Source organism: Actinopolymorpha cephalotaxi (assembly GCF_013408535.1).
Classification (GTDB): Bacteria; Actinomycetota; Actinomycetes; order Propionibacteriales; family Actinopolymorphaceae; genus Actinopolymorpha; species Actinopolymorpha cephalotaxi.
In genome coordinates this window covers 5,243,621-5,256,461 of the sequence record NZ_JACBZA010000001.1, presented here as the reverse complement: position 1 = coordinate 5,256,461, position 12,841 = coordinate 5,243,621, and the positions used below count along the sequence as shown (strand labels likewise).

Below are 12,841 nucleotides of genomic sequence, written 5' to 3'. Positions count from 1 at the left end.
TCTCATCCCCGGCCACCCGCCGGAGTACGCCGGGAACCGAGCATGCTCCGCAGCCAGGCTCCGGCGATCACCGGTGAGGTGGGCCGCGGCACCCGGCGCAGCGGGTCGTAGCCGGCGCGGCGGAGCGCCGAGCAGGTGGCCCGCCCGCCGGCGACGGAGCCCGCGACGCTCACCCGCGCCCAGCCCGACAGCGTGCCCAGCACCTGCGCGCCCGCCTCGAGGAGCTTCTGCGCCCGGGCCGTCTCGAACGCGATCAGCGCCCGCAGCGCCTCGCTCGCCCGGGGCCGGCCGAGGTCCTCCTCGCCGACGGAGAACGCGCGCAGGTCCTCCCGCGGCAGGTAGATCCGGTCCCGGCGGTAGTCCTCGCCCACGTCCTGCCAGTGCGCCAGCAGTTGGAGTGCCGTACAGATCTGGTTCGAGCGGCGGACGCGTTCGGCGGTCGCGCGGCCGAAGACGAGCAGGACGAGCTCGCCCACGGGGTCCGCGGAGTAGTGGCAGTGGTCGAGCAACTCCGCGAACGTGTCGTACCGGCGGACCCGCTGGTCGCGCCGGCCGGCCTCGATCAGCCGCAGCAGCGGGTCGGCCGGCACCCGCTGCCTGGCCACCAGCGAGGCGAGGTCGGCGACGACCGGGTCGTTCACCGGGCCGCCGTGGTAGAGCGCGCGGATGTCCGCGTCGATGCCGGCCAGCCGGTCGAGTACGGCCGACCGGTCGGCGGGTGCCCCGTCCCCGGTGTCCTCGGTGTTCCCGGCGGTTCCGGTGCCTTCGGTGTTCTCGGTGTTTCCGATCTCCTCGACGTGCCGGGCGTAGCGGTAGACCGCTTCCAGGTCCTGCCGAATGCGTACGGGCACCACCCGCAGGGTCACCGGGAAGTTCTCCGCCGCCGCCTTCGCCCACGGATCCTCGGCACCGCCGACACCATCGGTCCCGCCGGCCCCGAACCGGGCCGTCGCCGGCCCGTCCATGCCACGCGGGCCATGCGGGCCATGCGGGCCATGCGGGCCATGCGGGCCGTACGGGCCGTCCGGTCTGTCGGACATGACGCGCTCCTCGGGCGTATCTCCCCCAGCCCCCGACGACCCAGGGCACCTCGGCCGGTCACCGGCCGACGTGGGCCAGCCTATGCACGGGTCCGCGGGCGCGCGCCGACATTCGCGGGAGAAATGCCGCAAGCGATCCGTACCACCGATGATCCCGGGCGCAAGGCGGCCTTGCGGCAAGCCGGCCTTGCGGCAAGGCCGCGTTGACAGTGCTCCGGCGGCAGGACCGGGCGCCATCTCTAGGTCGGGTCCCGGCGTGGGCGCCCGCTGGTCAGGTCCCGCGCGGCCGCGCGCAGGTCGGCCAGGGCGGGCACCCGGGTGAGGACGAGCACCACGGCGTACGTCAGCAGGCAACAGGCGCCGGTCACCGCCAGGGACACCAGTGCGTGCCGGGCGCCCTCGACCGGCAGCCGGCGCGACACCGCGAAGCCCGCCGCCGCCGACGCGGCCGCGGCCACCCCGACCGCGAGGACGGTGCGTGCCACCGGCGCCAGCGCGAGGGCCCGGTGGCGCCGGGCGGTCAGCACGCTGAGCACGGTCGCGGCCAGCAGTACCGACATCGACGTGGAGGCAGCGAGTCCGGTCACGCCGTACCGCACACCGAGGGTCAGGTCGCCCACCACGTTCACGCCCATCGCGCCCAGCGCGGTGAGCACCGGCGCGCGACTGTCGCCGACCGCGAGGCTCGCCCTGGCCACCACCTCGCGCACCGCGAGGCCGAGCAGCGCCAGTGCGTACGTGGACACCGCCAGCGTGGTCAGGTGGACGGCCCGCTCGTCGAAGCTGCCGCGGGCGAACAGCAGCACGACGATCGGCCTGGCCGCCACCGCGAGCACCACCACCACCGGGGTGATCACCACCAGCACCACGCCGAGAACCCGTCCGGTCGCGCGCCGGAGCTCGCCCCGGCGCTCGGGCCGGCCGAGGGCGCTGAACGCGGGGAACAACGCGGTCGCGAACGCCGTTACCAGCACGACCTCGGCCAGCGTGACCACCCGCCAGCCGTAGCTGAGGGAGGCGATCGTGCCGGCGCCCTGGGCCGAGCCGACCGCGCGGTCGACCGTGGTGTTGACGTTGACGATGGCGCTGCCCACCAGCAGCGGCGGCACCATCCGCATCATCTCCCGGAAGCCGGGATCGCGGACGCGCAGCGAGGGCCGCAGCCGCAGGCCGATGCCGCGCACCGCTGGCAGCTGGGCGGCGAACCGGGCGGCCGACCCGACGACGAAACCACCGGCCAGCGCGGCCACGCCGAACTTCCCGCCGAAGGCGACCATCGCGCCGATCATCACCAGGTTGAACGGCACCCCCTGCACACCGGCCCAGAAGAACCGGCCGTGTGCCTGCGCGGCGCCGGCCAGGAGGTTCGTGCCGGAGACGAACACCGTCGCGACGAGGACGATGCGGGTCATCGTCACTGCCAGCGCCTCGGTGTGCGGGTCGAAGCCCGGCGCGAGGACGTCGACCACCTGATCGGCGAGGACGAACATCACCGCGGACGCAACCAGCAGGACTGCCATCGTCACTGTCAACGTGACCTGGACAGTGCGTTGCCCTTCCTTCGGGCGGTTCTCCTCGACCGCCCGCGCCACCGGCGGCACCAGCGACCTGGCCATCGCGCCGGAGACCAGCCCGAGAACGACGTTCATCACGCCCTGGGAGACGAGGAACGCGTCCACGGCGGCGTCCGCACCGAACACCGCGGCCATCACCGCGTCCCGGGCGAAGCCGAGCACCTGGCTGATTGCGGTGAGCCCGACGAGCAGCGCGGAGGAGCGGACGACGGCGGCCCGCCGGCCCCCGCTCAGCGGGTCACCCGGACATGACCGGCGGCGGGTATCCGGTCGGCGTCACCGGCGAGCTCCGGCTCGCGTTCGCCGGTGCGGTGGCGGGGCTGATCGGCGCCGCTGCCGACGAGCGGGATCAGCACCGTGAACGTCGAACCGAGGCCGGGCGTGGAGTACAGCACGACCCGGCCGTCGTGCGCCTTGGCGATCGCGGCGACGATCGCCAGGCCCAGCCCCGAACCGGACCCCGGCTCCTCCTCGGCGGCGCGTTCGAACCGGCCGAAGATGCGTTCCTGGTCGGCCTCGCTCACGCCCGGTCCGGTGTCGCGGACCCACAGCCTGGCCATCCGGGTGCTCTCGTCGACACCGGAGCCGAGCGCGATGGTGTCGTCCTCGACGGTGTGGCGTACGGCGTTGTCGGCCAGCTGCAGCAGGGCCTGGGTCAGCCGCTGGGCGTCGGCGACCACGGTGGCGTCGGTGCTCGCCTCCACCACCCAGTCGCGGTGCCCGAGGGTCCGGGCCTTCTCGGCGATCTCCTTGACCAGCACCCCGACGTTCACCGGGGCGGGCCGCAGGAAGTCCGGCCGGTCGGCGGTGGCCAGGGTCGCCAGGTCGTCGACGAGCCGCGCCATCCGGTCGAGTTCGTCCAGCACCAGATCACGGGTGGCGGCGACCTCGGCCCGGTCGTTCGGGTCCAGGAGTTCCAGATGCCCGCGCATGATGGTGATCGGCGTCCGCAACTCGTGGCCGGCGTCGTCGAGGACCTGCCGGTGCAGGGTGAGCGGCGCGAACGTGAGCGGCTGCCCGGTGGTGGGGCGGACGGGAACCCGCAGGCGGGTGAGGATCCGGCCGGTGGCCGCGAAGCCGGCCAGGGTCGCCAGCGCCAGTCCGGCCAGCGCGACGAGGGCGTACGTACGGAACTCCGCGTAGAGAACGGCCTCCAGCCGGGTGGTGTCCCGGGCCACCACGAGCGTGGCGCGGTGGCCGCCGGAACCCGGCACGGCCGTGCCGGCTAGGCGCAGGTCGCTCGCGACCGTCACCTCGCCGGACGCCGGTCCTGTCGTCCGGGCCGCCGCCCGGGCGTACGGCAGAACCTCGCTGAAGGCGGCCGGGCCGGCGAGGCCGCTTCCGGCGGACCGGGCGAGCAGCAGGCCGTCGACGAAGCCGAAGTACGCCTCGTCCGGACGCGGTGGGTGGGCGGCGAACGCGGCCGAGAAGTCCCGGCGCGTCGGTACGGCGGCCTGCCCGGTGCCGGGATCGAGGCGTACCGCCGCCGAGTTCGCGAGTTGACGGACATCGCGACTCAGTTCGGCGTCGACTTCGTGGGTCGTCCGGTCATGTTCGATCGCCATCACCGCGCCGCCGGCCGCGGCCATCGCCACGGCGCACAACGCCACCAGCCAACCGAGAACGCGGATCCGTGCCGACCGCGGAACGCGCACCAGTTGGTGCGGCGAATACCCGCCAGTGCTCACACCCACCGATTGCCCCAGTTGTCCTCGATTCGATCCGCCTCATTATCCGAAGTTACGACTCAAATGGCTGGGGAATCGCAGTTATCGCTGCCACTTGTGCCGGACGTAACGAGTCGGAAGGAGTCCGGTGATGACCCATATCCTCATTGCCGAGGACGAGCAGGGCATCTCGTCGCTGATCGAGAAGGGCCTGCGGGGCAACGGGCTGGACACCACCACCGTCCCCGACGGGGACTCCGCGCTGCGTCAGGCCCAGTCGGGCGACTACGACCTGATGGTGCTCGACCTCGGACTGCCGGGAAAGGACGGGTTCACCGTCCTCCGGCGACTGCGGGAGTCGCGCAACGCCATTCCCGTGGTGATTCTGACCGCGCGCACCTCGGTCGCCGACACGGTCGCCGGCCTGCAGGGCGGGGCCGACGACTACATGAGCAAGCCGTTCCGGTTCGAGGAGTTGCTGGCCCGGATTCGCCTTCGCCTGAACGCGATTCCACGCCCGCCGGTCACGGTGGTACGCCACGGGGAGTTCTCGCTGGACCTGCGCACCAGGCGTGCCGTCGTCGGTGACCGGGCGGTCGACCTGACCACCCGCGAATTCCTGCTCGCGGAGATGTTCCTGCGTCATCCCGGTCAGGTGCTGTCCCGTAAACAACTGCTGTCCCACGTCTGGGGATACGACTTCGACCCCGGCTCCAACGTGGTCGACGTCTATGTGCGGTACCTCCGTCGCAAACTCGGTTCGGACCGCATCCAGACGGTGCGCGGTCAGGGATACCGGCTCGTCGGCGAGAACGTCGCGGTCGGCTCGCCCGGCTGATCGGTACGCCCACCGATCTCGTCGGCACTTCGCGACCACTCGGAAAAGGGCCAATTATGCCCGGCGTAACCAAATCTGCCGCACAGATTCTCGAATGGCCGGACAAATTAGAAGGATTTCATCTCCGCCAACGGCGCGTCGCCTCGCGTTAAGACTGGTTTTGCCTGGCGACACCATGCTGGACGGGGGAGAGTCATGTCGGTTTCCGCGCCGCTCATCTGGTCGAAGATCACCGTGGACGGACGGTCGTTCCAACGGCTTCCGGTCAGGACGCGCTGGCTGACCGAGCAGGACGACCTGGCCGAGGTGCTGTCGGAGCACCTGCTCGAGATGGAGCCCGGCGACACCGTCGCGATCAGCGAGAAGGTCGCCCTGCTGCTCGAGGGCGGCACGGTGCAGACCGGCGACGTGCGGGTGGGCCGCGAGGCGCGACTGCTCGCGTCGTTCGTTCGGCCGCGCCCAGGCTCTCGCGGGCTGTCGGTGCCGGAGAAGATGGCGTACGTCCTGCGGAAGACCGGACGGGTGCGCGTCTACGCCGCCGCGGCCGCGGGCGCGGTCGGGCGCGCCTTCGGGGTGAAGGGGACCTTCTACCGCGTCGCCGGTTCGCTGGCCCGCGACATCGACGGCGGACGGCCGCCGTACGAGCACCTGCTGTTCCCGCCGTTCGAACCCGAGCACGCGGCGCGGGTGTGCGCCGAGCTCGAGCACCGGCTCGGCGTGGGCGTCGCGATCGTCGACATCAACGACTTCGGCGGCTCGGTGCGTGCGGTGTCGCCACTCTCGCTGCCGGCCCCGACGCTGGCGGCCGCGCTGGCCGACAACCCGTTGCGGCAGCGGCTGACGGGTACGCCGTTCGCGGTGGTCCGGCCCAGCTGACCGGCTGGTCCGCGCTGCCCGGCCGCGCCCTGGGTCAGGGACGGTCGGGGCGCGGTTGCACGGCCGGCCGGCGAGGACTCATCCTCGCCAGGTCGGCGGGTCCGGGACGGCCCGGCTGCGGGCGCGGCGCCTGCTGCTGGGCCGGGTGGCCGAGGAGGCTGCCGTCCGCCGTGCCGTCGAGGACCTGGCCGGCCAGGGTGGCCAGCCGCATCTGGTGCCGGCGGGCGTGGCCGCGCAACAGGACGAACGCCTGGTCGATGCCGAGACTGCGGCGTTCGGCGAGCACGCCCTTGGCCTGTTCGATGACCAGCCGGCTGTCGAGCGCCTGCTGGAGCTGCTGGGTGAGCACGTCGGCGCGCTGCTGGCGGCGTTCGCGGAGCAGGCTGATGGCGGCGACGTGGGCCAGCGCCTCGGCGAGCTCGGCGTCGGGTTCGTCGTACGGACCGGAGGTGGCGCGGTAGAGCTCGACCGCACCGAGCACCTCGTCGCGGTCGCGCAGGGGCCACGCGTGCGCGCAGGCGTACCCCTCGGCGCGGGCGGCGGCGGCGAAACCGTCCCAGCGTTCCGGCGGTGTGTCCAGGTCGGGGCAGGCCACCGGGCGGCCGAGCGCGTAGGCCTCCGGACCGGGTCCGCTGCCGGCGCGCAGGCCGGTGACCTCCGCCAGCCGGATCGACGGTGAGGAGGTGGCGGCGAGACCGAGCCGGCCGTGTTCGTCGGCGAGCATCACGGTGGCGCCGGCCGCGTCCACCAGGTCGGCGCATCGTTGCGCGAACAGCCGCAGGAAGCCGGCGTCGCCGTCCTGGCTCGCCGCGGTGCCGGCCAACTCGACGAACGTCTCGGTGATGCGTCGCTCCCGGGACACGCCAACCTCCCACCTTGCATACTCGACGGTCAGTGTCCCCGGTGCTGGCGGGGTTTGCCTCGCGGGTTGCCGACCTTGGACGCCCCGGTCTCGGGGGATTACCCGGACCCCTGGGTTCGAAACTTGAACACAGGTCCAGATCTGGCAACCACAGTGAGTGCGCGATCTGTTGACTCCCTCTGTCGGCAGGAATTTACTTGGGCGGCGTCACGCAGTGCCGAGTCGCCCCTCAGTTACATTCCGCTCTTCTTCCACGCCCCCCGTGGGCGTACATCGGTGTGCCCGGATGTGCCCGGAGTGTGCCCGGAATGTGCCCGGAAGCAAGGCGCCGACGCACTGTCCCCACGTTCGGCGAATGCATGGAGGTGCCCGATGGAGTCGTCGGACCGCAGGTTCGAGAACGTCGAAGAGGTGTTGAGCTATCAGCTCATGAACCGACGCGGCGCGCTGAAGGCCGGCCTCGGCGCCAGTGCCGCGTTGCTGTTCGGCGGCGGCTTCCTCAGCGCGTGCTCCAGCGGTGGCGGCAGCTACTCCGGCAACGGCAAGAAGCCCGAGGGTGCCGACGACGAGCCCGCGGTCGGCAAGGCGAACATCCCGACACCGCGGAACAAGACGGTCGTCATCGGCCAGGTGGACTACCAGGTCTTCAACAGCTTCAACCTGCGGATCCCCAACGGCAACGCCGCCGGCAACGGCTTCGACACCGTGGGGCGGGAGTACCTCTTCTACCTCAACCTGCCGACCGGCGAGCTGATGCCGTGGCTGGCGACCGGCTACGAGTACAACAAGGACTTCACCTCGCTCACCTTCAAGTTCGACCCGAAGGCGAAGTGGAGCGACAACAAGCCGTTCACCTCCGAGGACTTCAAGTTCACCGTCCTGCTGATGCGCGACAACGCCGAACTCCTCGGCGGCGGCGGCGACCTCAAGGACTTCGTCAAGGACGTCTCCACCCCGGACCCGCACACCGCGATCATGGAGCTGTCCAAGCCGAACCCGCGGCTGCACTACGGCTTCATCTGCACGATCGCCAGCGGCTTCGACGTCCTGCCCAAGCACATCTGGGAGGGCAAGGACCCGACGAAGTACCGCGACAACCCGCCCGTCCGCACCGCGCCGTACGTGCTGGACAAGGCGATCGCCAGCCAGAAGATGTTCGTCTGGAAGCTGAACCCCGACTACTGGAACAAGGACAAGTTCTACCCCAAGGTCGAGTACGTCATCTTCCAGTCGACCGCGCAGTCCCAGGACGCGGCCAGCCAGGCGTTCAAGCGGGCGGAGTTCGACGTCGGGTCGCTGGACGAGCAGCACGCCAAGTCGCTGCGCAGCCAGGGCTACCCGAACCTCGTCACCACGCCGTTCCACGACCCGTGCCCCCGTGCGCTGTGGCTGAACTGCGACCCGGCCCGCGGCATCATCGGTGACCCGCGCATGCACTGGGTCATCTCCTACGTCATCGACCGGCAGAAGGTCGGCTCGACGGTGTGGCCGGTGAAGACGCCGACCGCGCAGTACCCCTGGGCCGACTACGACGGCAACGACAAGTGGGAGGTCGCGTCCGTCGCCGGTGAGTACAAGATGGAGTACGACCCGGCCAAGGCGGCCAAGCTGCTGGACGAGATGGGCGCGAAAAAGGGCGCCGGCGGCAAGCGGATGTGGAAGGGCAAGCCGGCCACCATCGAGGTCATCACACCGTCCGGCGTGGACGGCGCGGAGTTCGTCATCGGCCAGCTCATCGTCGGTGAGCTGAAGAAGCTCGGCGTCACCGCCAACATCCGCAGCTACAGCGGCTCGGTGCACAGCGAGAAGTTCGAACGCGGCCAGTTCGACATCTCCTCCCAGTGGGTGTGCAGCGTGTCCTGGGACCCCAACCAGCTCTACGTCGGACTGCAGGGCAAGTACGCCAAGAAGATCGGGGTCAACTCGGTCGGGCGCAACGAGGTGCGCCTGAACGATCCCAAGCTGGACGCGCTGTCCCACCAGCTGGCGGAGATGAACCCCGAAAGCCCCGAGGCCAAGCCGCTGATGCAGCAGGCGCTGGCGGAGTACTACAAGCGGCTGCCGGTGATCCCGGTGATCCAGACCGCCTACCCGTCGTACTACAACACGACGTACTGGAAGGGCTGGCCGACCGGCTCCGACCTCTACCAGGTCCCGAACAACTGGTGGGGACAGTTCATGTTCGTGATCGGGAAGCTCCAGCCCACGGGGAAGAAGTGAGCTCGGAGGTCGCGGTCGAGCCGGGACGCGTGCGGTCCTGGCTCGCCGCGCACCCGCTCGCGAGCTACGCCGTCCGCAGGTTCGGGCTGTACCTCGTGGAGCTGTGGGGCGCGGTGACCGTCGCGTTCTTCTTCTTCCGGCTGATCCCGGGCGACCCGATCCAGACGTTCATCCAGACCCTGCAGCAGAACTACGTCTACAACGCGCAGGCCAGCGCGGCGGTGATCGATCGCTACCGCGCGGAGTTCGGCCTGGACGGCAACCTGTTCTCGCAGTACCTGCACTACATGTACCGCGTGCTGTTCCAGCAGAGCCTCGGGCCGTCACTGATCAACTACCCGACGCCCGCCCAGGACGTCATCATGCGCGCGCTGCCGTGGACGGTCGGCCTGCTCGGGCTGTCCGCGGTGCTGGCCTGGGTGATCGGCCTGCTGGTGGGTGCGCTCGCCGGATGGCGGCGGGGCAAGGCGGGCGCGGACCTGGTGACCAACGTGGCGATCGCGTTGTCGCACGTGCCGTACTACTTCCTGGCGCTGATCCTGACGTTCGTCTTCGCCTACCAGCTGGCCTGGCTGCCGGCGCGTTCGGCGTACAACGCCAGACTGACCCCGGGCATCTCGCCGGAGTTCATTTTCAGCCTGCTGAAGTACGGCCTGCTGCCCAGCCTGTCGATCGTGGTGATCGGGGTGTTCAGCTGGCTGCTGTCCACCCGGATGCTGATGGTGCCGGTGCTCGGCGAGGACTACCTCACCTACGCCCAGGCGAAGGGGTTGCGGCCGCGCAAGATCCTCACGAAGTACGCGCTGCGCAACTGCTACCTCCCGCAGGTGACGGCGTTCGGGATCTCGCTGGGCTTCATCTTCAACGGCAACGTGCTGGTGGAGCAGCTGTTCAACTACCCGGGGCTGGGCGCGACGTTGGTCAACGCCATCCAGATCCTCGACTTCAACACGATCCTGGGTGTCACCAACCTGGCGATCTTCGCGGTCCTCACCGCCAACCTCATCCTCGACCTCCTGCTCCCGCTGCTGGATCCGCGGGTCAAGTACTGGCGTTAGGGAGTGGGCATGAAACTGGTACGCGGCATGGGACGCGTGTTCACCAGCAACTGGAAGTTGACAACCGGGTTGGTGCTGCTCCTGCTGCTGATCCTCACCGCGGTGACGAGTCCGCTGATCGCCTCCGCGGTCGGCGGCGGGCAGGACCCGGTGGCGATCGCGGCGTACGAGAAGTGGCAGGTGCCCTCGCCCGACCACTGGCTCGGCACCGACCAGTTCGGCCGGGACGTCTTCGCGATGGTGATCGGCGCCCTCGCGGTGTCGCTGAAGGTCGGCGCGATCGCCGGGGTGATCTCCACGATCGCGGGCGTGCTGATGGCGTTCATCGCCGGCTACAAGGGCGGTGCCGTCGACGGGGTGCTGTCGACCTTCACCGACATGGTGCTGGTGGTGCCGAGCTTCCCGCTGCTGATCGCGCTGTCGGCGTACACCAAGAACGTCGGCATCACCCAGGTGGCGCTGATGCTCGCGGTGTTCAGCTGGCCGTTCGCGGCCCGGACGATCCGCGCGCACGTGCTGAGCCTGCGGGCGCGGCCCTACGTCGAACTCGCCAAGGTGACGAAGTTCCGCGACCTGGAGATCATCGCCTACGAGCTGCTGCCGAACATGCTTCCCTACATCGGGGTGGGCTTCGCCTCCTCGGCGCTGGGCGCGATCTTCGCCCTTGTGGGCCTTGAGGTGATCGGGCTCGGGCCGGGCGAGACCATCGACCTGGGGAAGATCATCTTCAGTGCGATCGGGACCGGTGCGCTGACCCTCGGCGCCTGGCCGATGTTCGTCGCGCCGATCCTGTTGCTCACCTTGCTGTTCGCCGCGCTGAACCTCTGCAACATCGGGTTGGAAGAGGTCTACAACCCGCGTCTGAGAGGAGTCGCCGGTGCCTAGGCCGAGCGCGACCGAACCCGCCCCGTCTCCGCCGGCGGACGCCGCGCAGCAGCGGCCGGTGCTGGAGATCAAGGGACTCAAGGTCCACTACCGCACCACCGGCGGCGACGTCGCTGCCGTCGACGGCGTGGACCTGACCGTACGCCGAGGCGAGATCCTCGGCATCGCCGGTGAGTCCGGCAGCGGCAAGAGCACCATGGCGGTGTCGCTGCTGCGGCTGCTCCGCCCGCCCGGTTACGTCGCCGGTGGCGAGATCGCCTTCCACCCCAGCGATGGACCGTCGGTCGACCTGCTCAAGGTCGACGAACGCCGGCTGCGGGCACTGCGCTGGCGGGCGCTGTCGTACCTCCCGCAGGGTTCGATGAACTCGATGAACCCGGTGATGCGGGTCGGCGACCAGTTCCGCGACGTCATCGTCGAACACGCCGGGCAGCGCCGGGGCGAGATCGACGAGATGATCCCGCGGCTGCTGCGCTCGATGGGCCTGGATCCCGGTGTGGCCCGGATGTACCCGCACGAGCTGTCCGGCGGCATGAAGCAGCGGGTGCTGATGGCGATGTCCATCGCCCTCGAACCCGACCTGGTGGTGGCCGACGAACCCACCACCGCGCTGGACGTCACCATCCAGCGGGTCATCCTGCAGAGCCTGGGCGACCTGCGTGACCAGTTCGGCGTGACGCTGGTGGTGATCTCCCACGACATGGGTGTGCACGCGCAGCTCGTCGACCGGGTGGCGGTGATGTACGAGGGACGCGTGGTCGAGGTCGGTGATGTACGCCAGGTCTTCAAGGAACCCCAGCATCCCTACACCCGCAGCCTGATCGAGTCGATCCCCCGGATCGGGGACGCGCCCTGGCAGCAGAAGGAGAGTGAGGTGCGGTGACGGCGCAGGACACCCGGGCGGAGGACACGCGGGGCAGGGACGGGCGCGGCAAGGACATCGAGCTGCGGCAGGTGGTGCAGCGGTTCCACGCCCGGGGCTCGGCGACCGGCTTCCTCACCGCGGTCCACGAGACGTCGTTCGCGCTGCGCTCCGAACCGCCGCAGATCGTCAGCCTGGTAGGGCAGAGCGGCAGCGGCAAGAGCACCATCGCCCGGATCATCCTCGGCCTGCAGGCACCCACCTCCGGCGCGGTGACCTACGGCGGCAAGGACATCTCGAAGCTGTCGCGGGCGGAGTACGACGACTACCGGCGCAACGTGCAGCCGGTCTTCCAGGATCCGTACGCGATCTTCAACCCCGTCTACCGGGTGGACCGCGTGCTGCGCAGCGCGATCAGGAAGTTCGGGCTCACCCGGTCCAAGGAGCGGGCCGGTGAGCTGATGGAGGAGTCGCTGCGGGCGGTGAAGCTCGACCCCGGCCAGGTGCTCGGGCGTTACCCACACCAGCTGTCGGGTGGGCAGCGCCAGCGCATCATGCTGGCCCGGGTGCACATGCTGCGGCCGGCCTTCATCATCGCCGACGAGCCTGTGTCCATGCTGGACGCGCAGGTGCGCAAGCTGTTCCTCGACATCCTGGTCGACTTCCGGCGCGACTACGGCATGTCGACGTTGTTCATCACCCACGACCTGTCCACCGTCTACTACGTCGGCGGCGACGTGAAGGTGATCACGAAGGGCCGGGTGGTCGAGCAGGGTCCGGTGTCGGAGGTCATGCACACGCCGAAGCACCCGTACACCCAGCTGCTGCTGGCATCGGTCCCACAACCGGACCCGGACGCCCGCTGGACCGACCGGATCGACGTGGACCAGGCCGAACGCGAGGAGGCCGGCCCGGAGCTTCCGCCCGGCGACGAGGCACTCGAGGCGCGGGTGCCCTGA

The 12,841-nt window shown here is 70.1% G+C and carries 11 protein-coding genes; 7 read left to right on the top strand and 4 right to left on the bottom strand.

Features of this window, described 5'->3' with window-relative positions; all coding sequences use genetic code 11:
- Positions 1–2 precede the first annotated feature (2 nt).
- The 3 genes from hpnC to FHR37_RS32685 form a co-directional block, all read right to left on the bottom strand.
- A complete protein-coding gene (hpnC, locus tag FHR37_RS23355; protein ID WP_237768625.1) occupies positions 3–1,040 on the bottom strand; it encodes a squalene synthase HpnC in 1,038 nt (345 codons plus the stop codon).
- A gap of 239 nt (positions 1,041–1,279) precedes the next feature.
- Positions 1,280–2,848 (bottom strand): murein biosynthesis integral membrane protein MurJ, encoded by a 1,569-nt coding sequence (gene murJ / locus FHR37_RS23350; RefSeq protein ID WP_092881961.1) that lies wholly within the window; start codon positions 2,846–2,848, stop codon positions 1,280–1,282.
- Positions 2,845–4,308, bottom strand: coding sequence for a sensor histidine kinase (locus FHR37_RS32685; protein WP_092881963.1), 1,464 nt, complete (start codon positions 4,306–4,308; stop codon positions 2,845–2,847). Before FHR37_RS32685 ends, murJ begins: the two co-directional genes overlap by 4 nt.
- Before the next feature lie 124 nt (positions 4,309–4,432).
- Here FHR37_RS32685 and FHR37_RS23340 point away from each other — a divergent pair, with 124 nt between their 5' ends.
- Together FHR37_RS23340 and FHR37_RS23335 are read left to right on the top strand one after the other, a co-directional pair.
- Positions 4,433–5,119 (top strand): response regulator transcription factor, encoded by a 687-nt coding sequence (locus FHR37_RS23340; RefSeq protein WP_092881965.1) that lies wholly within the window; start codon positions 4,433–4,435, stop codon positions 5,117–5,119.
- A gap of 195 nt (positions 5,120–5,314) precedes the next feature.
- The gene (locus FHR37_RS23335; protein ID WP_237768627.1) at positions 5,315–5,995 is read left to right on the top strand and encodes a hypothetical protein; all 681 of its coding nucleotides are present in this window, start codon (positions 5,315–5,317) and stop codon (positions 5,993–5,995) included.
- Between the two features lie 34 nt (positions 5,996–6,029).
- Here FHR37_RS23335 and FHR37_RS23330 read toward each other — a convergent pair whose 3' ends face one another.
- Entirely contained in the window at positions 6,030–6,857 is an 828-nt protein-coding gene (locus FHR37_RS23330) for a GAF and ANTAR domain-containing protein (protein WP_092881967.1), read from the bottom strand.
- A 372-nt stretch (positions 6,858–7,229) separates the two neighbouring features.
- Here FHR37_RS23330 and FHR37_RS23325 point away from each other — a divergent pair, with 372 nt between their 5' ends.
- From FHR37_RS23325 to FHR37_RS23305, 5 genes are read left to right on the top strand one after another with little or no spacing between them, the layout of a single operon-like run.
- The gene (locus FHR37_RS23325; protein ID WP_092881969.1) at positions 7,230–9,077 is read left to right on the top strand and encodes an ABC transporter substrate-binding protein; all 1,848 of its coding nucleotides are present in this window, start codon (positions 7,230–7,232) and stop codon (positions 9,075–9,077) included.
- Positions 9,074–10,135, top strand: a complete 1,062-nt coding sequence (locus FHR37_RS31990; protein WP_092881971.1) for an ABC transporter permease — start codon at positions 9,074–9,076, stop codon at positions 10,133–10,135. Before FHR37_RS23325 ends, FHR37_RS31990 begins: the two co-directional genes overlap by 4 nt.
- Positions 10,136–10,144: 9 nt before the next feature.
- Positions 10,145–11,020, top strand: coding sequence for an ABC transporter permease (locus FHR37_RS23315; protein WP_092881973.1), 876 nt, complete (start codon positions 10,145–10,147; stop codon positions 11,018–11,020).
- Positions 11,013–11,903 carry an ABC transporter ATP-binding protein gene (locus tag FHR37_RS23310; protein WP_237768628.1) on the top strand — a complete coding sequence of 297 codons (891 nt, stop codon included), beginning with the start codon at positions 11,013–11,015 and terminating at the stop codon, positions 11,901–11,903. Before FHR37_RS23315 ends, FHR37_RS23310 begins: the two co-directional genes overlap by 8 nt.
- Positions 11,900–12,841 carry an ABC transporter ATP-binding protein gene (locus tag FHR37_RS23305; RefSeq protein ID WP_092881977.1) on the top strand — a complete coding sequence of 314 codons (942 nt, stop codon included), beginning with the start codon at positions 11,900–11,902 and terminating at the stop codon, positions 12,839–12,841. The genes FHR37_RS23310 and FHR37_RS23305 overlap by 4 nt, the downstream gene beginning before the upstream one ends.